Below are 22,548 nucleotides of genomic sequence, written 5' to 3'. Positions count from 1 at the left end.
TCAGGAGCCGGCGTCCTGGCGCTTCAGCCGCGACGCCGCGCGGCCGCGCTCGGTCGCGTCGAGGACGACCTTGCGGATGCGCACCTTCTCGGGCGTGACCTCGACGCATTCGTCGTCTCGGGCGAACTCGAGGCTCTCCTCCAGAGTCAGCACACGCGGCGGTGTCATCGACTCGAAGGAGTCGGAGGTCGACGAACGCATGTTCGTGAGCTTCTTCTCCTTCGTGATGTTGACGTCCATGTCGTCGGCACGAGAGTTCTCGCCGATGACCATGCCCTCGTAGACCTCTTCGGTCGGCTGGACGAAGAAGCTCATGCGCTCCTGCAGGGCGATCATCGCGAACGGCGTGACGACACCCGAGCGGTCGGCGACGATGGAGCCGTTCTGACGCGTCGAGATCGCACCGGCCCACTCGTCGTAGCCGTGCGAGATCGCGTTCGCGATGCCCGTGCCGCGCGTGATCGTGAGGAACTCGCTCCGGAAGCCGATGAGACCGCGCGAGGGCACGATGAACTCCATGCGCACCCAGCCGGTGCCGTGATTCGTCATCGTCTCCATGCGTCCCTTGCGGCTCGCCATCAGCTGCGTGATCGCACCGAGGTGCTCCTCGGGGGCGTCGATGGTGAGGTGCTCGAACGGCTCGGTCAGCTTGCCGTTCTCGTCACGGCGGGTGACCACCTGCGGCTTGCCGACGGTGAGCTCGAAGCCCTCACGACGCATGTTCTCGACGAGGATCGCCAGGGCGAGCTCGCCGCGTCCCTGGACCTCCCACGCATCGGGCTGGCCGATGTCGACGACCTTGAGCGACACGTTGCCGATGAGCTCGCGGTCGAGGCGGTCCTTGACCATGCGCGCGGTCAGCTTGTGGCCCTTGACCTTGCCCATGAGGGGCGAGGTGTTCGTGCCGATGGTCATCGAGATCGCCGGGTCGTCGACCGTGATGGCCGGGAGCGGACGGATGTCCTCGGGGTCGGCGATCGTCTCACCGATCGTGATGTTCTCGAAGCCCGCGATGGCGACGATGTCGCCGGGGCCGGCGGACTCCGCCGGGTAGCGCTCGAGGGCGCGGGTCTTGAGAAGCTCGGTGATGCGGGCGTTGCTGGTCGTGCCGTCGGCGCGGACCCAGGCGACCGTCTGGCCCTTCTTCAGCGTGCCGTTGAAGACGCGCAGGAGCGCGAGACGGCCGAGGAACGGCGACGAGTCGAGGTTCGTGACCCACGCCTGGAGCGGCGCCTCGTCGTCGTAGGAGGGAGCCGGGACGTGCTCGAGGATCGCACCGAAGAGCGGCTCGAGGTCGTCGTTGTCGGGGAGCGAGCCGTTCTCGGGGCGGTTCCGCGAGGCGGCGCCGGCACGGCCGGAGGCGTAGACCACGGGGACGTCGAGCAGCGCGTCGACATCGAGGTCGGGCACATCGTCCTGGAGGTCCGAGGCGAGACCCAGGAGCAGGTCGTGGGCTTCCTCCTCGACCTCGGCGATGCGCGCGTCGGGGCGGTCGGTCTTGTTGACGAGGAGAATGACGGGAAGCTTGGCCTCGAGCGCCTTGCGCAGGACGAAGCGGGTCTGCGGGAGCGGGCCCTCGGAGGCATCCACCAGCAGGACGACACCGTCGACCATCGACAGACCGCGCTCGACTTCGCCACCGAAGTCGGCGTGGCCGGGGGTGTCGATCACGTTGATCGTGACGGGCTCGGACGAGTGCGCACCGGAGTACGTGATCGTCGTGTTCTTCGCGAGGATCGTGATGCCCTTTTCACGCTCGAGGTCGTTCGAGTCCATGGCACGTTCTTCCATGTGCTCGTGCGAACCGAACGAGCCGGTCTGGCGGAGCATGGCATCGACGAGCGTCGTCTTGCCGTGGTCGACGTGCGCGACGATCGCGACGTTACGGAGGTCAGGACGAAGGGCGTGCGCCATGAAGGGGATTCCTTGCAGAGAGGGTGATGCCGGGATGCCGGCAGTCCACTTTACCGCAGCCGGCGACACGCCGACGGGGCGAGGACCATTCGGTCCCCGCCCCGCCGGTGCTGTGAGTTCGGCTGCTTACTCGGCAGCCCAGCCGACGATCGTCCAGTCGATGGTCTCGAACTGGGTCGCACCCCAGTTGACGAGGCCGTCCTTGACGGCGTAGACGTTCGGCAGCGGCGCGATCGGGAACATCGGGACGTAGTTCCAGATGGTCTCGTTGATCTCGTTCGCGATCTCGATGCGCTTGGCGGGGTCGAGCTCTGCGTTGGCCTGGTCGTACAGGTCACCCAGCTTGTCGTCCGTCGTGCCCGTGAAGTTCGACTCGGAGTCGACGGGGTAGTACAGCGCCTCCGACGAGGAGATCGGGAACGGCGTGCCGACCCATGAGAACGACACCATCTCGAAGTTGCCCGGGATGACGTAGTCGCTGAAGTACGTCGCGGCCGGAACCGTGACGAGCTCGACGGGGATGCCGAACGCGTTGAGGTCGGCCTGGACCTGCTCCGAGCGCTGGATGTTCGTCGCCGTGTCGGCGGGAACGGTGACGGTGAGCTTCAGCTCGGTGCCGTCCTTCGTCCAGGGCTTGCCCTCGCTGCCCTCGTAGCCGGCCTCCTCGAGGTACTCCGCAGCCTTCTTGTTGTCCTGCGGGAGCGCCTTGTCCTGGTAGCCGTTCTGCCCGGGCATGAAGATGTAGTCGCCCTGGGTGATCGGAGGTGCGTCGACGGGCGTGTTCGCCGAGGCGGCGATCTGCTCGCGGTTGACGATCGACGCGACGGCCTTTCGGACGTTGACGTCGGAGAGCGGCCCCTTCTTCGCGTTCATCGTGACGTGGGTCCAGGTGGTGCCACCGGACGTCTCGATCTTCGCGTCGGAGCGGGTCTTCGCGGTCTGGTACAGGTCGGCGTTGGCCGAGATGTACAGCGCGTCGAGCTCCGAGTTCGCGAAGGACGCACCCTGCTGGTCCTGGCTGACCGCACGGTAGAGGACGGTCTCCAGCTTCGGGGTCGCGCCCCACCACTGCGGGTTGCGCTCGAGGGTGATGACCTGGCCCGTGGTGTCGATCTTGGAGATCTTGAACGGACCCGCGGACGGAACGGCCTTGGTACGGTAGCCGTCGTTGTACGCCTTGGGGTCGCTCGAGATGGATGCCGGGAGCAGCCCGCCCGTGAACAGTGCCTGCCAGTCGGCGTAGATCTTCGAGAACGTGATCTTGACGTCGTACTCGTCGGCGCCCTGCTCGACGGAGGAGATGTCCTCCCAGCCGGCGATGGAGGCGGGGGTGTACTCCTTGTTGGAGCCGTTCTGGGCCTTCCAGTACGCGATGTAGTCGGCGGCCGTGATCGGCGTGCCGTCCTCCCACTTGGCGTCGGGGTTCAGCTTGATCTCGACGACCTGCGGGTCGTCGCTGGTGAGCTCGGCCGACGACGCGTAGTTCTCGTCGACGACGGGCGTGCCGTCTTCCTTGATCTTGAACGGGCCACCGGTGGTTCCCGAGACGATGTTCACCGTGTCGGACTCGTTGCCGTCGACCTGGTTGATGTTGAACTGCACGGGCAGCGACCCGACCGCGAGGGTCAGCGTGCCGCCGTCCTTGACCTTGGCCGCGTCAGCTCGGGTCCACGCCGTAGCGGGGAGCTGCGGGGCTGCCGACTCGCTCTGGGTGGGCGCACCGGTGTTGCCGGCAGCACAACCAGAGATCACGAGTGCGGCGACGCCGAGCAGCGCCAAAGACCCGAACGGCTTTGCACCTCGAATCTTCATGTGATTGTTCCTCTCGTTTACCTTTTGGTGACCACCGGCGGAATGGTGCGCCCGCCGGAGGGGGTTCAGGATGCGGCCGACAGTGCGACCTCGTCGACCAGCGTCGAGTCCTCGACGTGGTGGCAGGCGACGCGCGCACGGCCGTGAGGCGCCAGTTCCGGCTCGACGGAGCGGCACATCTCCTGGCGCGACTCGTCGAGGAGCTTGTACAGGGGGCAGCGGGTGCGGAACCGGCATCCGCTGATCTCCTGCGTCGGGCTCGGCAGATCTCCCTGCAGCAGCACCCGGGCACGCCCGCGCTCGATCCGCGGGTCGGGGATGGGAGCGGCCGAGATGAGGGCCTTGGTGTAGGGATGCTGCGGGTTGTCGAACACCGCCGACACCGGTCCCTGCTCCACGACGGAACCCAGGTACATCACGGCCACGTCGTCGGCGATCTGACGCACGACGGCGAGGTCGTGCGCGACGAAGAGGTACGACAGTCCCAGCTGGGCCTTGAGGTCCTCGAGCAGGTTGATGACGCCGGCCTGGATCGATACGTCGAGCGCGGACACCGGCTCGTCGAGCACGATGACGGACGGATTCGTCGCGAGAGCGCGAGCGATGCCGACGCGCTGACGCTGGCCGCCCGAGAACTCGTGCGGGTAGCGGTCCGCCATCGACGGGTCGAGCCCGACGAGGTCGAGCAGTTCGAGCGCGCGCTTGTCGCGGTCGGCTTTCTTCGCTCCGATCGCCCAGAGCGGCTCGGTGATGACCTCGCTGATCGGAAGGCGGGGGTCGATGGCGCCCATCGGATCCTGGAACACGATCTGCACGTCGCGACGGAGCGCGTGGCGCTCGCGCGGGCTGAGCGAGCCGACGTCCTTGCCGTTGATCTTGATCGACCCGGACTGCGGCGCGGTCATCTCCATGATCTCGAGGATCGTCGTCGTCTTACCGCAACCCGACTCCCCCACGAGACCCATCGTGCGGCCCGGCTTGAGCGAGAAGGAGACGCCGTCGACGGCGCGGACCGTGCCCACACGGCGCGGGAAGACCGCACCCTTCATGAGAGGGAAGTGACGGCGCAGGTCCGTCACCTCGACGACCGGCGCAGCACCGGAATCGACGAGCTCGCCGTCGATGATCGGATCCGCGACCGTGAAGACCTCGCCTCGCGCGATCTCACCGCGGGCGATCTCGCCGCCGCGGATGCAGGCGGCGACGTGATCGGGACCGGACGCCGGGTCGTGGGCGATCAGGTCGGGCTCGACGTCGCGGCACGCGTCGACCGCGATCGGGCAACGCGCCGCGAACGGGCAACCCTTGGGGAGCGACGCGAGGGACGGCGGACGCCCCTCGAGAGGCACGAGCCGCTGGGTACCGGCCGTGAGCATGTTCGGGACCGAGCGGAGCAGACCGATCGAGTACGGCATCTGCGGCTCGTGGAAGACCTGGTCCGTCGTGCCGAGTTCGACCAGCTTGCCGGCGTACATGACGCCCACGCGATCGGCGTGACCGGCCACGACACCGAGGTCGTGGGTGATCAGGACGACCGCGGCGCCGGTGATCTCCTTGGCCTTCTCGAGGACTTCGAGGATCTGCGCCTGGATGGTGACGTCGAGAGCCGTCGTGGGCTCGTCCGCGATGATCACCTTCGGGTCGTTCGCGATCGCCATGGCGATCATCGCGCGCTGCCGCATGCCGCCGGAGAACTCGTGCGGGAAGGCCTTGGCGCGCCGGTCGGGGTCGGGGATGCCGACGGTCTTCAGCAACTCGACGGCCCGCGCGGCGGCAGCCTGGGACGAGAGCTTCGAATCGTGGAGACGGAGCGCCTCGGCGATCTGGTCCCCGACCGTGTACACGGGGGTCAACGCCGACAGCGGGTCCTGGAACACCATGGCGAGGTGCTTGCCGCGGATCCGGGACAGCTGCTTGTCGTCCATGCCGAGGAGCGACTTGCCCTCGAACTCGATGGACCCCGTGACGTGCGCGTTGCTGGGCAGGAGGCCCATGACAGCGAGCGAGGACACCGACTTGCCCGACCCGGACTCACCGACGATCCCGAGGAACTCCCCCGGGTGGACGTCGTACGAGATGCCGCGGACGGCCTGGACGTCGCCGGACCCGCGCTGCGGGAAGGTGACGCTGAGGTCGCGGACCGAGAGGAGCGGTGTGCCCGTCCGGGGTGTGGGCGTGAGGAGGGATTCAGGCACGGTTGGCCCCCGAGGTCGGGTCGATCGCATCGCGCAGGGCGTCGCCGATGAGACTGATGGCGAAAAGAAGGACGATGAGGACACCCGCCGGGAAGACGAAGAGCCACGGGCGCGTCAGCGCGGCCGACGTGCCGTCAGCGAGCAGGGTGCCGAGCGAGACGTCGGGCTTCTGCACGCCGAATCCGAAGTAGCTGAGCGATGTCTCCGACATGATCATCGACACGATTCCGAGGGTCACGTCGATGATGAGCAGCGACGCGATGTTCGGGAGGATGTGGCGGCTCAGGATCTTGCGCGTCGGCAACCCCATGTAGCGGGCGGCCCGCACGAAGTCCCGGTTCCGGAGCGATCGCGTCTGGTTGCGGACGACCTGCGCCATGATCATCCAGCTGAAGATCGCCAGGAAGAACGTCAGTGCGACCCACGACAGGCTCTTGAACAGCGGGCTGAGCAGGATCAGGATGAAGAACGAGGGCACGACGAGCAGCAGGTGGGTGAACCAGCTGATGACCTTGTCCGTCGTGCCTCCGACGTACCCGGCCACGGAGCCGATCACGGCAGCGAGGAGCGTTCCGAGGATGCCGGCCACGAGACCGATGATGAGGGACTTCTGCAGCCCTGCCATGGTCTGAGCGAAGATGTCTTGCCCGATGCTGTTCGTGCCGAACCAGTGGCGGAGCGTCGGACCCATGCCCATGTTGTAGATGTCGCGGTCGGTGATCGACCACGGCGTCACGAAGGGTCCGACGATCGACAGGATGACGATCAGACCGAAGGCGATCGCACCGACCCAGAACCGCGGCATCCCGCGCAGCCGACGCCAGACGAGACCGTTCCTGGAGAGCGGGCGGCGCTGCTTGGTGATGGTCTGTTCGTCGTCGAGGCTCACCTCGACGGCTTCTTGCTGAGCGATGACCATGTCAGCTCCTCACACGGGGGTCGAGGGCGGCGTAGATGATCTCCGAGAACGTCGAGGAGAGCAGCACGAGGATGGCGACGAAGAGGGTGCTCCCCGCTGCCGCGTTGACGTCGTTCGTGTTGACGGCCTGCAGCAGGAACTGCCCCATGCCGCGCCAGCTGAAGACGATCTCGAGCATGGCTGATCCTGCGACCAGGGTGCCGAAGCTGTAGGCGAAGAAGGTCGACATCGGGATGAGTGCGATGCGGACGCCGTGACGGAAGAGGGCGGGTCCGCGCTCGAGTCCCTTGGACCGGGCCGTCCGGATGTAGTCGGCGCCGAGGACGTCCAGCATGACGCTCCGCTGGTAGCGGGAGTAGCTCGCCGCGCTCATGAGGACGAGCGCAAGCGTCGGCAGAAGAAGGTGGACCGCTCTGTCGAGAGTCAGGTCCCACCAGCTTCCGCTGATGCCCGCGCTGTATTCACCCGTGAAGGTGATCAGCTGCACGCCGATCGAGTTGTTGAGGGCGGTCGCACCGATCATCAGGAGGACACCGACGACGAACGTCGGCGTCGCGAAGATCAGGAACGAGCCGTAGGTGACGATCTGGTCGCTCGCGCGGTACTGACGGACGGCGCCCCAGACACCGAGGAGGACGCCGACGACGGCTCCGATGATCGATCCGATGAGCAGGAGCCGGAGGCTGGCCCCCGAACGCGCGATGATCTCTTCGACGACGGGCTGCTTGCCGATCGTGATGCCGAGTGATCCCTGCGTGAACAGGCCCACGAGCCAGTGCCACAGACGGGCGATGACCGGGACGTCCGGGCTCTGGCCCAGCTGGGCGAGGGAGGCGTCGATCGACGCCTGCGGCGGGCGGGGGTTCCTGCCGTAGAACGCGTCGCCGGGCCGGAAGATCGAGCTGGCCAGGACGTAGGCCATGCACGTGGCGATCAGGCTCAGGATCGCGTAATTGACGAACCGGCGGAGGACGTACAGCGTCACCGGGAGATCCCGGCGATTCGGGTCGCTGGCACAGACATGGTGGTGCTCTTTCTCGGGCTTACGCGCTCTTGCGTTTGCGTTCGATTACCGGAACCGGATCCGGACTCAACGACCCTAACTCGCTCATCAACGCTGACAAGACCGTGTGGAGAACTCTTTGTATGAACGTAACATTGCGTGACTTGCTCGCAAAATGACTGTGAACACGCCGCGCAATTAGCCAGTACGCTCAGCCGACGACGCCGCTGATGATCACCGCGCACAGTACCCATGCAGCGATGACCGCCAACACGCCGAGCGTCCGCACATCCCACCGACGGACGACCGGCCCAGCGCCGGAACCGGTTTCGTTCGCAGCGTGCCACTGCTCGCGGATGAGATCCAGATCTCGCAGCGCAGGAGGGATCCGCGAACGCGGACTCGGATCCGGCCGCAGGCCCGGCCGGGGCGGACGCCCGGCGACCGGCCCACCGAACGCGCTGACGGTGCGACCGTCATCCAGCGTGAACTGCACCTGATAGCGGATGCCGATGTCATCCACCCGGCCCCAGGGGATCCGGGCCACGCGGAGAAGGTTCTGCACCGTCGCGCCCTCGGCGTCGATCGCCACGTGCGAGAGGAACGTGGTGACGTAGATGAACCACAGAACCAAGAGCATCCATGGTGCCAGCAGGAGCATCTCGACCCACCCGGCGCGGACGACCGCATCGACGAGGAGCAGGAGCGTCACGATCGACGCCAGGATCAATGCGACCGTTCCCGAGGGCGCGCGGAAGACCCGCGGCGAAGCGGAATCGGGGCCGCCGGAGCGGCCCCGATCCGAGTGAGGGGAGGACACGAGCTCTCAGGCTCCGAACGCGAAGTTCGCCCCGGGGATCGCGGCGAGCAGCTCCCGCGTGTAGTCCTCACGAGAATTGTCGAACACCTCATCCGTCGAGGCGGATTCGACGAGCTGACCCTTGCGCATCACGCAGACGTTGTCGGCCACCAGACGAACGACCGCGAGGTCGTGGGTGATGAACAGGTACGTGAGGTCCAGCTCGGTCTGCAGCTCCGTCAACAGGTTGAGGATCTGGCCCTGCACGAGCACGTCGAGGGCCGAGACAGCCTCGTCGAGCACGAGCACCTCGGGCTTGAGCGCGAGCGCCCGGGCGATGGCGACTCGCTGACGCTGACCTCCCGAGAGCTCCGACGGGTAACGCTCACGCACCGCATTCGGCAGGGAGACCTGCTCGAGCAGCTCGGTCACACGGGCCGATTGCTCCTTCGCGGTCCCGAATCGGTGGACCCGCATCGGCTCGGCGATCGTGTCGCCGACGCTGTACTGCGGATCCAGCGTGCCGTACGGGTCTTGGAACACGGGCTGCACCCGGCGACGGAACGCGAGCTCCTCGGCGCGGTTGAGCGCCCCGAGCTTCTTCCCGTCGAATCGGATCTCCCCCGAGGTGAGCGACTCGAGTTGCAGGAACAGCTTCGCAAGAGTCGATTTGCCGGACCCCGACTCCCCCACGATCGCCGTCGTCGTACCCTTGGCGACCGACAGGCTGACATCGTCGACCGCGACGATCTCGCGGGACGACAGGCCCCCGGTGCGGATCTTGTAGACCCGACGGGCGTTGCGGATGTCGATGAAGTCGGGCTTCTCCTCGACCGCCTCCGCCTCACGTTCCTCGGCGCGGGCCAGGAACTGCCCCTCGGCGTCGCCGAACACCTCCGTCGATTCATGGTGGCGGACTGCCTGCATCCGCCGGGACGCGAGACTGGGCGCCGCCGAGACCAGGCGCCGCGTGTACGGGTGCTTCGGATCGGCGAGGATCTCCTGCGACGGCCCCGATTCGACGACACGGCCCCGATACATCACGACCAGGTGCTCGGCGCGCTCCGCCGCGAGTCCGAGGTCGTGCGTGATGAAGAGGACCGACGTGCCGAAATCGTCGGTCAGCGTCCCGAGGTGATCGAGGATCTGTCGTTGGACCGTCACGTCGAGCGCAGACGTGGGCTCGTCCGCGATCAGCAGCTTGGGCCGCGCCGACAGACCGATACCGATGAGAGCCCGCTGGCGCATGCCCCCGGAGAACTGGTGAGGGTACTGCCGCATGCGATCGGCCGGGTCCGGCAACCCGGCCTCGGACAGGACGTCGATGGCACGGGCGCGCACCGCTGCCCGGCCGACCGCGGTCTTGTTCTCGCGCACGGCCTCGCGCACCTGGTAGCCGACGGTCAGCACCGGGTTCAGGTTCGACATCGGGTCCTGCGGCACGTAGCCGATCTGAGACCCCCGGACCTCCCGCAGCTGGCGGGCGTCGAGCGATGCCAGGTCCTGGCCCTCGAACATGATCGAGCCTTGGGTGATGCGGCCCGTTCCCGGCAGCAGACGGATGATCGCCTGAGCTGTCGTCGACTTCCCGGACCCCGACTCGCCGACGATCGCCACCGACTGTCGCGGGTAGATCGTCAGATCGACACCGCGGACTGCGGGGACGAGCCCCGACTTGGTCTGGAATCCGACGTGGAGGTCCCGGATGTCCAGGAGAGGCGTGGCCTCGGATGTGTGATCGCTCATCGGCGGGCACGCTCCTTGGGGTCGAGGGCGTCGCGCACAACATCGCCGAGCATCAGGAAGGACAGCACGGTGACCGAGAGGGCGGCCGCGGGGTAGATGAGGACCATGGGGCTCGTCGTGAGCGACGCGCGTGCCTGGTTGATGTCGTTGCCCCAGCTCATGACGCTGGTCGGCAGGCCGATACCGAGGAAGGACAGCGTCGCCTCGGCCACGATGAACGTGCCGAGCGAAACCGTCGCGACCGCGATCACCGGAGCGATGGCGTTCGGGATGACGTGCCGCAGAAGGACGCGCCCGCGCGAGACACCCAGGGCGGTGGATGCGACGACGTAGTCCGCCTGCTTCGCGGTGAGGACGGCGCCGCGCATGATGCGGGCGATCTGGGGCCACGCGAACATCGCGATGACGAGAGCGACGACGATCGGAGTCCGCTCCGGGAGGACGGACATGAACACGATCGCACCGAGGACGGTGGGGATCGCGAAGAAGATGTCCGCCACGCGGGACAGGACGGCGTCGAGGATGCCGCCGTAGAAGCCGGCGATGGCGCCGACGATCGAGCCGAACACGGCAACCATCACCGTGGCGACGACGCCCACCAGGACCGATGCCTGCGCGCCGTGGATGACGCGCGAGTACACATCGCAGCCCTGGCGCGTGAACCCGAAGGGATGGCCCGGGGCGGGGCCGCCGTTCGAGTTGGCGAGCAGGCAGTTGGCGGTCGGCGACACCGGCGCGAAGAAGCCCGGCGCGATCGCGACGACCAGGATGAGGAGGATCAGGACAGCCGACACCCAGAAGAGCGGACGCTTGCGCATCGACTCCCAGGCGTCGCTCCACACGGTACGCGGCTTGTCGCTGACGGACACGGCGTCGATGGCCTGGAGGGGCGCCTCCTCTTCGGAGGCGACGAAATGCCGCTGATTCAGACGGGCATTACTTGGCATAGCGGATCCTCGGGTCGAGCAGGGCGTACAGGAGGTCGACGAGCAGGTTCGCCATCATGATGATGATCACCATGATGGCGACGAAGGAGACCACCGTCGGGCCTTCGCCGATCGTGATGGCGCGGTAGATCGTGCCGCCCACGCCGTTGATGTTGAAGATGCTCTCGGTCACGATCGCCCCGACCATGAGCGACCCCAGATCGACTCCGAGGTAGGTGACGACGGGAACGAGCGAGTTGCGGAGGACGTGGACCGTCACCACGCGCGGTCGAGAGAGGCCCTTCGCCGTCGCGGTGCGCACGTAGTCAGCGGAGAGGTTCTCGGCTACGGAGGACCGCGTGAGGCGCACGATGTAGGCGAACGAGACACTCGCGAGCACGATAGCCGGGAGGATGAGCTCGTTCCAGGGTGCCCCGGCGCTCACCGTGACGCGCGCCAGGCCGAGCTGGATGCCGAAGACGTACTGCAGCACGAAGCCGATGACGAAGGTCGGCACGGAGATGAGCAGGAGACTCACGACGAGAGCGCTCGCATCGAAGATCTTGCCCTTGCGGAGCCCCGCGACCAGACCGATCACGATGCCGAAGAACGCCTCGATCGCGAGGGCGAGAAGCGCCAGGCGAGCAGTGATGGGGAAGGCGGAGGCCATGACGTCCGCGACGGGGCGGCCGGAGAAGGTCGTGCCCCAGTTCCCCTGGAACAGATCACCGATGTACAGCAGGTATTGAACGATGAACGGCTTGTCGAGGTTGTACTGCGCGCGCACCGCTTCGATGGCTGCAGCTGAGGGCTGGCGGTCTCCGTACAGCGCAGCGATCGGATCGCCGGGGAGGAGGAACACCAGAGCGTAAATGAGGAAGGTCGCCCCGAAGAAGACGGGGATCAGCTGGAGTAGCCGTCGACCGATGAACCAGAGCATCGACGAGAGTCCTAAATGAGCGAATCGGGTAATGACATGTGCTGTTCAGCACAGTGTCCGGGGCGCGAAGGCGCCCCGGACACCGTACTCCAGGTTAACCCTGGGCCGAACTCAGCCCTTGGTCACCGCGTTGTAGAGCGGGACGGAGTCCCAACCGAACTTCACGTTGTCGACACCCTCACCCCAGACGCCGACAGCGTTCGCGTACCAGAGCGGGATGCTCGGCAGATCCTTCATGAGAAGCACCTGTGCCTCTTCGTACTGCTTCGCAGCTTCCTCGGGCGAGCTGGCCGCCGCGGCTTCCTTGAGCTTCGCGTCGAAGTCGGGGTTGCTGTAGCCCTCGTAGTTCGAGCTCGCGCCGGTCGAGTACTGCGCCGACAGGAAGTTACCCTGCGACGGGTAGTCCGCCTGCCATCCGGCGCGGGTCGCACCGTCGAGCGTGCCCGTGGTGCGCTTGTCCAGCGCCGCGGCGAACGTCGGGAAGGGCTCGCCCTCCGCCTTGATGCCGAGCGTGTTCGAGATCGAGTTCACGACCGCGTCGACCCATGCCTGGTGTCCACCATCGGAGTTGTACGCGATCTTGAAGGTTCCCGTGTACGGGGAGATCGCCTCGGCCTCGGCCCACTTGGCCTTCGCTGCCTCGGGGTCGTAGTCGAGGACCTCGGAGCCCGGGAGAGAATCCGACCAGCCCTCGACGACGGGGGAAGTGAAGTCCGTCGCCGGGGTGCGCGTGCCCTGGAAGATCGTGTCGGTGATCTCCTTGCGGTTGATCGCCATGGAGATCGCGGCGCGGCGGAGCTGGCCTTCCTCATCCTGGCCGAAGTGATCCAGGTAGAAGGGAACGTTGAAGCCCTGGTAGATCGCCGCCGGCTGGTTGACCGAACGGTCCGGGAAGTCTGTCGCGTACGTGGCGAACGCTGTGTCGGGCACAGTGTCCAGGACATCGAGGTTGCCACCCTGCGCATCGGCGTAGGCCGACTCGAGGGAGGTGTAGAACACGATGTTCAGGCCACCGTTGGCGACCTCGCGAACGCCCTTGTAGTCGGGGTTCTTGACGAGGTTGATGCCCTCGTCGTGGCGCCATGCGCCCTTGCCGTCGAGCATGTAGGGCCCGTTGCCGATGGGGTTCTCGCCGAAGGCTTCCATGTCCTCGAAGGCGACCGAGGGCAGGGGCATGTAGGCGGTGTATCCGAGACGCAACGGGAAGTCGGCGTCAGCGGCCTTGAGCGTGACCGTGAAGGTCATGTCGCCGGTGGCTTCGAGACCCGAGGGCGTACCGGCGGTCTGGTCGTCGGGCATACCCGCGAACGAGCTGAACCAGTAAGCGCCGTTGTCGTCCTTGGCCGCAGCCGTCCACGTGTCGACGAAGGTCTTCGCGGTGATCGCCTCACCGTTCGTGAACTTCCAACCATCGGCGACCGTGATGGTCCAGGTGACGTTGTCGTCGCTCTCGATGGACTTCGCGACCTCGTTCTTGATGGCTCCGTCGGCCTCGTAGCTGACGAGTCCGGCGTAGATCGACGTGAGGATCTTCCCGCCGCCGACCTCAGTGGTGCCGAAGGTGATGAGCGGGCTCTGCGGCTCGTTGCCGTTGGTGCTGATGATGGCTGCGGTGTCACCACCGTTGCCGGTCGCGGGGCCCTCGCTCGACTGGCTGCAGCCGGCCAGCGTGAGTGTGACTACGGACGCGAGCGCGAATGCGCCGAGTCCCCAACGTCGTCTCGACATTGTTCCTCCTGGATTACGGGTACGTGGCCCACGGCATGACGCAGCGATGCGAGGCAGGGAGCACACGGGTTGGCTCTGCGAGGCTACGGCGCGGGGAGCGCCGGCACCTCGACGATGGCGAAAACGTTACACGTCGGCAACATTCGGCCTCAGCGGGTGAGCCGACTGCTCAGCGCCCCGCGAGACGACTGAGCAACTCTCCCCCTGCACCGCAATGGCGCTCGACGCCTGGTCATGGTGTCACCTTCGATCAGGGGTGTTCGAGCAACATAGGCCTGCTGATCATCGGTTAGCACCGCACTCATCCTTCGTTTGTAAGGCACGGTGATACGCTGACGCCACAACTCGCACTCGAAAGGCCACCATGAGCGACGCCGTCATGATTTTCGCCAGCACAGAAGCCGCCGACATGCGGCACGTGATCCCCCACGATGTGCACGATCCGTTCCTCTACCTGGAACTCGACGGTCGGTCCTACACAGCCATCAAATCGCTCGAGGCGGCCCGGATGCGCGAGGTCGAGGGCATGACCGTTTACCCTCTCGACGAGCTCGGTTTCGATGATCTGCGCGCCGCGGGACAGGACCCCGACACCGCGGAGTTGAACACCCTCGTCGAGCTGTGTCGTCGTCTCGGAGTGGAGCGCGCACTCGTCCCGCCCACCTTCCCGCTCGAGGTCGCCGATCACCTGCGCACTGCCGGGGTGGACATCATCGTCGATCGGCCGCTGTTCGTTCAGCGGCGTCGGGTGAAGACACCGCACGAGCTCGCGGGGATCCGCCGCGCCCAAGTCGCCGCGGAAGCGGGTGTCTCCCTGGTCGCTGACGCGATCGCGCGCGCGGACGTCGCCGAGGATGGCGGCCTCATGCTCGACGGTGTTCCGTTGACGTGCGAGGACCTGAAGGACGGCATCCGGTCCGCGTTCCTGCGCAACGGCTGCGAGGACGCCGGAATGATCGTCGCGCACGGCCCGCAGACCTGTATCGGGCATCACGCCGGATCGGGGCAGATCTTCGCGGGTGAGCCGGTCACCGTCGACATCTGCCCCCGCGACCTCTCGTCCGGGGGGAACTCGGACATGACGCGGACCTTCGTCAAGGGCGAACCCGATGAGGAACTCGCGTTCTACTACCGGATCGTCAAGGAGTCGTTCGACAAGACCCTCGCCGCAATCCGCCCGGGCCTGCCCGTCGCCGAGCTGCACCGGATCTCGTGCGAGCCCATCGAGGCGGCCGGTCAGCCCACCCAGCTCACGAAGAAGCCGGGCGAGGTGTTGGACGAGGGCTACTTCCACAGTCTCGGCCACGGCATCGGGCTGGAGGTCCACGAGCCGCCCAGCCTGAACCAGAACGACGCGGTGCTGATCGCCGGCGACGTCATCGCGATCGAACCGGGCTGTTACCGCCAGGGCTTCGGCGGCGTGCGTCTCGAGGACATCGTCCTGGTGACGGAGGACGGCTACGAGCTGATCTCGGACTACCCGTACGAGCTCGCGCCCGTTTCCCTCCCCCGCGGCAAGTGAGCATCGCGTGACTGCGGTTCGCGACCCTCGCATCGACCGGGATGCCGACCTGATCGTCTCGGAGTGGCAGGAGCTCTGCCGCATCCCCACCGTCGCAGGGGACCTCGACGCCATCCTCCGCGCGGCCGACTGGATCGAGCAGCGACTGCGTCCCCTCATGGACAGCGTCGAGCGGTACGACATTCCCGGTTACGGTCCCGTCCTGGCCGGCTTCCGCGCCGGTCGGAGCGCCCGCACCCTGATGCTGTACAACCACTACGACGTACAGCCGGCTGGGAACGAGGAACGCTGGAGCTCGCCGCCATTCGCGGCGGAGATCCGGGACGGCGCCATGTTCGCCCGGGGAGCGTGCGATGACAAAGCGGATGCCGCAGGCCGGTTGACCTCGTTGCGGCTGTGGATCGACGAGCACGGCGGTGACCTGCCCTTCTCGATCATCTACCTCGCCGATCCGTGCGAGGAGATCGGCAGTCCCGGACTCGACGACGTCCTGCGTCAGCATGCGGATCGGCTCGCGTCGGATGCGTGCCTGTGGGAGAGCTATCTGCGAGAGGAGGACGGTCGTCCTGCGGTCGGCTTCGGTTGCCGCGGATCGCTCGAGATCGAGCTCTCGCTGTCGGTGCTGGCCGCGGCCCAGCATCCGTCGTATTCCTCGATCCTCCGGTCGGCGCCCCTCGAGATGATGACGGCGATCACCTCGATGCGGACGACTGACGGGCGCGTCGCGGTCGCGGGGTTCGCCGACCGTGCCATCCGACCGGACGAGGCCGCGCGGACCCGCACATCCCAGGTGACGGTCCCTGCGGCATCCATCGCACTCCCCGGCGTCGATCCGCACCTGCCGATCCCCGCCCGCGATCTGTCCACCCGCTTCATCTACGAGCCGTCGATGAGCCTGTCCGGGTTCGATCTCGACCCGGGAGTACGACAGAGCATCCCCGCCTCCTGCACGGCGCGCGTCCGCTTCGGGCTGGTCCCGGGGATCGACCCGGAGACAGCGTTCGACGCCGTCACGGCGCACCTGCGCGAGGTCGATCCGGACATCGCGGTCTCCCTCGTCCGGGCGATGGCACCGGCCTATTCGCCCGTCGACTCCACCTTCGGTGACGCCGTCGTGCGAGCCGCTCGTTCCGCCTTCGCCGCGGAGCCCGTCGTCTACGACGTGATGACCGGGGCCGGGCCGGGCGCGGTCTTCCTGGAGCACCTCGGCGCGCCCATCATCTCCCCCACGGGCACTCTTCGCCCGGCGGGCAACATGCACGGCGACGACGAGCACGGGTTCGTGGAGGACTTCCTCGACCACGTCGCGTTCACCCTAGAGGTTCTCCGCGAGCTCGACCGGGGCGGCTTCGCGGAGGCGAACGCATGAGCGCCCGGGAGACATCGCTCCGATCGCTCCTCGAGCCGGAACGAGAGACTCTCGACCTCGACGACGTGGACCGCCGCATCCTGCACCGACTCCATGAGGATGCACGGGCCTCCCTGCGGAGCATCGCCTCCGACGTCGGTATGTCGGCGCCTGCGGTCGCGGAGCGCATCGCCCGACTGGAGCGCGGTCACGTCATCCGACGGCACACGGTGGAACTCGATTGGGCGGCGCTCGGCTACCCGATGCTCGTCGTCGTCCCGATCCGTCTCTCGTCCACCACGGACGCGGCGCAGGTCCTCGATCGACTGCGCGAGATCCCCGCGTTGACCGAGGTACTCGTGCTGGCGGCGGGCTACGACCTGATGGCCCGTTTCCGTGTGAGGGATCACGCCGACCTGCAGCAGCTGCTCATCGAGCGGATCTGGCCGATTCCGGGGATCGAGCACGTGGAGACGATGCTCTCGATCGGACGTCTCGCCGATCCCGCGCCGCTGCGGCACGTCCTCCCGACCGAGACTCCGCTCAAGCGGCGTCGAAGCTGACGCGCGAGTGAGGAATTCGCGATGAACACCCGCGGGATCCACGCTCTCCGCATTCGCGCCTGACAGGGTGTGAGGGTGCACGACGACTTCGCCGCTACGATCCCCCGCTCGCGCGCACGGTTGTGGTGGGAGATCGGGATCGTCCTCGCGCTCTCCCTCGGACGCTCGGCGGTTTATTCGGTTCTCGCGCTCATCGAAGCGCTGACGCGAGCTCCGCTGGGAAGCCAGCAGACGTCCCTGAACCCGGGTGCGGCGCCATCCGCTGTGTGGGACGTGATCGGGCGATTCCTCGATGCGTTCTTCGCGTTCGCACCCGTCGCACTGGCGATCTATCTGCTGTGGGAGCCCGCTCGATCGGGGTTCGCGAAGATCGGGCTGACATTCGAGCGGTTCGGCCGGAACCTCGGCGGTGGCGCTCTGCTCGTGCTGATCATCGGCGTTCCCGGCCTGGGACTCTATGCGCTCGGCCGGGTCCTGGGCATCACCGTGCAAGTGGATGCCTCGCCGCTCGACTCGTCGTGGTGGACGGTTCCCCTGCTCCTGCTCGCCGCGCTCCGTGCCGGCCTGCTCGAGGAGGTCGTCATGATCGGCTACCTCTTCGATCGACTGCGCCGCCTCGGGTGGAGTACCTGGACGATCATCCTGTCGACGGCGGCCCTTCGCGGCGCGTACCACGCGTATCAGGGCTTCGGACCGCTCGTGGGGAACATGGCCATGGGCGTCGTCTTCGGTTGGGTGTACTCCCGCTGGGGTCGAGTGATGCCCCTCGTCGTCGCCCACGTCCTCATCGACATCGTCGCGTTCGTGGGATACCCGCTCGCCGCGGCCTGGTGGCCCGGAATCTTCGGCCCACCGTCGTAACCCGGGGCGCCGAGCGGGTTGCGGGCTCCGATTCCGCGAGACTGCACGTGCGCGCCGAGGCTGCGGCGCGGCGCCGCGGTCTCGTGTGCCGCGTGCTGTCTCGCGGTGGGAGCGGTGCGGGCGACGGTTCCTCCACCGCGTGCGCGCCGAGCGCGGAGTCCACCAGGCGGGGTGAGATGGTGCACGGGCTGGCGGCGCGCCGCGAACCTCGGGGCCATGCCCTCGAACGCCGATGTCCTGCCCGTCGCCCGCCCCGCTCCTTTCGCCTGCCCGGTACCCCTCCTGCGCGCGCGGGACGTGCCCCACGCCGCCCGCCTCGCGTCACGAGGCGAGCTCGTGTCGGTCGTGCGCGGGGTCTACTCGCCGACGGCGTCGTGGCGACCACTCCTCCCGGGGGACCGATATCTGGCCCGCATCCACGCCACGATCCTCGTGCACCCCGGACTCGTCCTGAGCCACGAATCGGCCGCGGCGATCTGGGGGATGCCGGTGCTCGGCGACCCCGGCGTCGTCCACGCCCTGGGCGACCCGACCCGCACTTCGCGCCTGCACGCCGGGCTCCGCCTGCACACGACGACGGGCGCGCGGGACGTCGTCGACCTCGGCGGATTCGCCGCCGTCGCGCCGTCAGACTGCGCCGTCGACCTCGCGAGGGCTCGCCATGTGGTGGTGGGGCTCATCGCAGCCGATGCCGCGCTCCGTCTGGATCCGGCGGCATCCGTGGAATCGCTCGTCGAACAGAACGAGCAACGACCGAGTTCGCGGGGGCGCCGCATCGCCCGGTGGCCCCTGCATCGCGCCAGGGCTGAGGCGGAGTCCACTCTCGAGTCCGCGAGTCGGGCGATCATCGAGTTGCTCGGCTACGAGGAGCCGGAGCTGCAGACCGAGCGGAGCGGGCCGGCTGTAACCGATCGCACCGACTTCTGGTGGCCAGGATCGGGGATTGCCGGTGAGGCGGACGGCGACCTCAAATACGACGGCCGGTTCGGTGATCCCGTGTCTCTACTGCGCGCGCGCCGCGAGCGGGATCATCGTCTCCGGTCGCGAGGCATCCGCTCGGTCGCGCACTGGGGCTGGTCGGATCTCGTCGACCCCGACGCGCTGAACGGCATCCTCCGTGGCGCAGGCCTCCCGCGCGTCGCACTTCCCGACCCGTATCGCCTCGCGACCGCTCGAATCGCGCTCGCCCCGCGCCACTCCGTCCCGAGACTGCACGCCCGCGCCGAAAACGAGGTTTGAGCCCGCGGTCTCATGCGTCGCGTGCAGTCTCGCGGAAGACCGGGCGAGCGCGGCGGCATTCGGTCATGGCGCGTGGTCCGAGTGCCCACGGCGCATGCCGCCCCCGCCGCGAGACTGCACGCACGCGCCGAGACCGGTGTCCTAAGCCCCAGTCCCGGCGACCGCGTGCAGTCTCGCGGACCGAGCCCGCCCGGGCCCGGACGCGCCCGCAACGCCCGCCCCGCCCGGCCGAGCCCAGCGTCAGGCGAAGGCCTCGATGGGAGGGCAGGCGCAGACGAGGTTGCGGTCGCCGTAGGCGTTGTCGATGCGACGCACGGGCGGCCAGTACTTCGTCCGCACGATCCCGGGCACGGGGTACACGGCGATCTCGCGCGGGTACGGGTGCGCCCACTCGCTGGTGATGACGGATGCCGCGGAGTGCGGCGCGTTCACCAGCGGGTTGTCGTTCGCCGGCCACTCCCCCGCCGCGACCGCGTCTGCCTCGCCGCGGATCGCGATCATCGCCTCGACGAAACGGTCGAGCTCGGCGAGGTCCTCGGACTCCGTCGGCTCCACCATGAGCGTCCCCGCAACCGGGAACGACATCGTCGGCGCGTGGAAGCCGTAGTCGATGAGTCGCTTGGCGACGTCGTCGACCGTGATGCCCGTCGTCTCCTTCAGCGGACGCAGGTCGAGGATGCACTCGTGCGCGACGAGCCCGCCCTCCCCCGCGTACAGCACCGGGTAGTGCCCCTTGAGGCGACGAGCGACGTAGTTCGCCGCGAGCACGGCCGCCGCCGTCGCCTGCCGGAGGCCGTCGGCGCCCATCATCCGGACGTACGCCCACGAGATCGGCAGGATGGATGCCGAGCCGTAGGGCGCGGCCGAGACCGGCCCACCGTCGAACACGTGACCGCCGGCGTGTTCGGCGCGCTGCGCCATGGGGTGCGAGGGCAGGAACGGCGCGAGGTGCGCCTTCGCCGCGACGGGGCCCACACCGGGTCCGCCGCCGCCGTGCGGGATCGCGAACGTCTTGTGCAGGTTCAGGTGCGACACGTCGCCGCCGAGGTCCCCGAAGCGGGCGAACCCGAGCAGGGCGTTGAGGTTCGCACCGTCGACGTACACCTGGCCGCCGGCCGCGTGGACGGCACCCGTGATGTCCATGACGTCGTGCTCGTAGACGCCGTGCGTCGACGGGTACGTGATCATGAGCGCCGCCAGGTTGTCGGCGTGCGTCTCGACCTTGGCGCGCAGATCCGACAGGTCGACGTTGCCGGCCTCGTCGCACGCGACGACGACGACCCGCATGCCGGCGAGCACGGCGGATGCCGCATTGGTGCCGTGCGCGGACGACGGGATGAGGCAGACGTCGCGGTGCAGGTCGCCTCGCGAGTGGTGGTAGCCGCGGATGGCCAGCAGGCCCGCGAGCTCGCCCTGCGAGCCGGCGTTCGGCTGCAGCGACACCGCGTCGTACCCGGTCACCTCGGCGAGCCACGCCTCGAGCTGCTCGATCATCACGAGGTAGCCTGCGACGTCATCGGCCGGCGCGAACGGGTGGACCCGCGCGAACTCGGGCCACGACACGGCCGCCATCTCGGTCGCCGCGTTGAGCTTCATCGTGCACGACCCGAGCGGGATCATGCCGCGGTCGAGCGCGTAGTCCCGGTCGGCGAGCTGCTTCAGGTACCGCATCATGGCGGTCTCGGAGCGGTGCGTGTTGAAGACCGGGTGCGTCAGGTACTCGTCCGTGCGCCGGAGCGTCTCGGGCAGGTGGGAGTTCCGGTCCCGCAGCGGCACGAACACCTTCGACGAGTCGACGCCGAAGACGGATGCCACGGCCTGGAGGTCCGCGACGGTCGTCGTCTCGTCGACCGAGACCCCGACCGAGTCGCTGTCGCGGAACCACAGCTGGTAGCCACGGCGACGCGCATCGGCGATGACGTCCTCCGCGCGGCCCGGCGTGCGGACCACGAGCGTGTCGAAGTACGCGTCGTGGAGGACGTCCGCGCCCGATCCGATCAGCCAGTCGCGCAGGAGCGACGCCTTGGCGGTGGTCTCCTCGGCGATCCGCTTCAGACCGTCGGGCCCGTGGTAGACGGCGTACATCGCGGCCATGACGGCCAGCAGCACCTGGGCGGTGCAGATGTTCGACGTCGCCTTCTCGCGGCGGATGTGCTGTTCCCGCGTCTGCAGCGACAGCCGGTACGCAGGCTGACCCGCGGCATCCAACGACACTCCGACGAGGCGTCCCGGAAGCTGACGCTCGAGACCGGCGCGGACGGCCATGTAGCCGGCGTGCGGTCCGCCGAAGCCCATCGGCACGCCGAAGCGCTGCGTCGTCCCGACGGCGACGTCGACGCCCATCGACCCGGGCGAGCGCAGGAGCGTGAGCGCGAGGAGGTCGGCCGCGACGACGACGAGGCCCTTCTGCGCCTGCACGGCGGCGATTACCTCGGACGGGTCCCAGACCCGCCCGGTCGCGCCGGGGTACTGCACGAACGCGCCGAACGCCTCGGGAACCTCGGCGAAGTCGGTCTCGAGGATCTCGACGCCGACCGCGGCGGCGCGGTGGTGCAGGAGCGCCTTGGTCTGCGGCAGTGCGTCCGCATCGACGAGGAACACGTTCGACGCCGACTTCGAGGCGCGGCGGGTTACCAGCATCCCCTCGACGACGGCCGTGGACTCGTCGAGCATCGACGCGTTGGCCGTCGCCAGGCCCGTGAGGTCGGTCACCATCGTCTGGAAGTTGATGAGCGCCTCGAGCCGGCCCTGCGAGATCTCGGGCTGGTACGGCGTGTAGGCCGTGTACCAGGACGGGTTCTCGAGGACGTTCCGCTGGATGACGGACGGCGTCAGCGTGTCGTAGTAGCCGAGGCCGATCATCGCCCGCGCCGCGCGGTTCTGCGACGCGAGCTCGCGGAGCTCCGCGAGGGCCTCGGCCTCGGTTGCCGCGGGCGGGATGATGCTGTCACGCTCAGCGACGTGGATGGCGTCGGGCACGGCCGTGTTGACGAGTCCGTCGACCGAATCGCGGCCGAGGACGCGGAGCATCTC

At 67.9% G+C, this 22,548-nt stretch carries 16 protein-coding genes; 5 read left to right on the top strand and 11 right to left on the bottom strand.

Translation table 11 applies throughout. The features are described from left to right. From typA to BBA86_RS03415, 10 genes are all read right to left on the bottom strand, one after another. A complete protein-coding gene (gene typA / locus BBA86_RS03460) occupies positions 1-1,914 on the bottom strand; it encodes a translational GTPase TypA (RefSeq protein WP_065570305.1) in 1,914 nt (637 codons plus the stop codon). A gap of 126 nt (positions 1,915-2,040) precedes the next feature. After that, positions 2,041-3,726 (bottom strand): ABC transporter family substrate-binding protein, encoded by a 1,686-nt coding sequence (locus tag BBA86_RS03455; RefSeq protein WP_189318414.1) that lies wholly within the window; start codon positions 3,724-3,726, stop codon positions 2,041-2,043. Between the two features lie 65 nt (positions 3,727-3,791). Next, positions 3,792-5,921, bottom strand: a complete 2,130-nt coding sequence (locus BBA86_RS03450) for an ABC transporter ATP-binding protein (protein ID WP_065570303.1) — start codon at positions 5,919-5,921, stop codon at positions 3,792-3,794. After that, positions 5,914-6,840, bottom strand: a complete 927-nt coding sequence (locus tag BBA86_RS03445) for an ABC transporter permease (RefSeq protein ID WP_065570302.1) — start codon at positions 6,838-6,840, stop codon at positions 5,914-5,916. The genes BBA86_RS03450 and BBA86_RS03445 overlap by 8 nt, the downstream gene beginning before the upstream one ends. Before the next feature lies 1 nt (position 6,841). Further along, on the bottom strand, positions 6,842-7,825 hold the full coding sequence (locus BBA86_RS03440; protein ID WP_065570301.1) for an ABC transporter permease: 984 nt from the start codon (positions 7,823-7,825) through the stop codon (positions 6,842-6,844). 229 nt (positions 7,826-8,054) lie between these two features. Continuing rightward, positions 8,055-8,555, bottom strand: a complete 501-nt coding sequence (locus BBA86_RS03435; protein ID WP_223247016.1) for a PH domain-containing protein — start codon at positions 8,553-8,555, stop codon at positions 8,055-8,057. A gap of 114 nt (positions 8,556-8,669) precedes the next feature. After that, the gene (locus BBA86_RS03430) at positions 8,670-10,388 is read right to left on the bottom strand and encodes a dipeptide ABC transporter ATP-binding protein (protein ID WP_065570299.1); all 1,719 of its coding nucleotides are present in this window, start codon (positions 10,386-10,388) and stop codon (positions 8,670-8,672) included. Beyond that, on the bottom strand, positions 10,385-11,335 hold the full coding sequence (locus tag BBA86_RS03425; RefSeq protein WP_065570298.1) for an ABC transporter permease: 951 nt from the start codon (positions 11,333-11,335) through the stop codon (positions 10,385-10,387). Before BBA86_RS03425 ends, BBA86_RS03430 begins: the two co-directional genes overlap by 4 nt. Beyond that, a complete protein-coding gene (locus tag BBA86_RS03420; protein WP_065570297.1) occupies positions 11,325-12,254 on the bottom strand; it encodes an ABC transporter permease in 930 nt (309 codons plus the stop codon). Before BBA86_RS03420 ends, BBA86_RS03425 begins: the two co-directional genes overlap by 11 nt. 111 nt (positions 12,255-12,365) lie before the next feature. Then, the gene (locus BBA86_RS03415) at positions 12,366-13,982 is read right to left on the bottom strand and encodes an ABC transporter substrate-binding protein (protein ID WP_065570296.1); all 1,617 of its coding nucleotides are present in this window, start codon (positions 13,980-13,982) and stop codon (positions 12,366-12,368) included. Between the two features lie 364 nt (positions 13,983-14,346). On the opposite strand from BBA86_RS03415, the gene BBA86_RS03410 reads away from it, so the two are divergent. The 5 genes from BBA86_RS03410 (at position 14,347) to BBA86_RS03390 (ending at position 19,515) form a co-directional block, all read left to right on the top strand. Next, complete coding sequence (locus tag BBA86_RS03410) at positions 14,347-15,504, top strand: M24 family metallopeptidase (protein ID WP_065570295.1); 1,158 nt, start codon at positions 14,347-14,349, stop codon at positions 15,502-15,504. A gap of 7 nt (positions 15,505-15,511) precedes the next feature. After that, positions 15,512-16,873, top strand: a complete 1,362-nt coding sequence (locus BBA86_RS03405; protein ID WP_065570294.1) for a M20/M25/M40 family metallo-hydrolase — start codon at positions 15,512-15,514, stop codon at positions 16,871-16,873. Then, positions 16,870-17,415: an Lrp/AsnC family transcriptional regulator gene (locus tag BBA86_RS03400; RefSeq protein ID WP_065570293.1), complete on the top strand. Its 546-nt coding sequence runs from the start codon at positions 16,870-16,872 to the stop codon at positions 17,413-17,415. Before BBA86_RS03405 ends, BBA86_RS03400 begins: the two co-directional genes overlap by 4 nt. Positions 17,416-17,490: 75 nt before the next feature. Beyond that, the gene (locus BBA86_RS03395; RefSeq protein WP_189318413.1) at positions 17,491-18,276 is read left to right on the top strand and encodes a CPBP family intramembrane glutamic endopeptidase; all 786 of its coding nucleotides are present in this window, start codon (positions 17,491-17,493) and stop codon (positions 18,274-18,276) included. A gap of 216 nt (positions 18,277-18,492) precedes the next feature. Continuing rightward, positions 18,493-19,515 carry a hypothetical protein gene (locus BBA86_RS03390; protein ID WP_065570291.1) on the top strand — a complete coding sequence of 341 codons (1,023 nt, stop codon included), beginning with the start codon at positions 18,493-18,495 and terminating at the stop codon, positions 19,513-19,515. Positions 19,516-19,755: 240 nt separating this feature from the next. Here the strand turns inward: BBA86_RS03390 and gcvP are convergent, their stop codons facing one another. After that, positions 19,756-22,545, bottom strand: coding sequence for an aminomethyl-transferring glycine dehydrogenase (gcvP, locus tag BBA86_RS03385; protein ID WP_411267695.1), 2,790 nt, complete (start codon positions 22,543-22,545; stop codon positions 19,756-19,758). Positions 22,546-22,548 lie beyond the last annotated feature (3 nt).

Origin of the sequence: Microbacterium oleivorans, from assembly GCF_001691565.1 — a bacterium.
Lineage (GTDB): Bacteria > Actinomycetota > Actinomycetes > Actinomycetales > Microbacteriaceae > Microbacterium > Microbacterium oleivorans_B.
The sequence above is the reverse complement of the archived record's forward strand: the minus strand, read 5'-3'. Positions and strand labels throughout refer to the sequence as shown.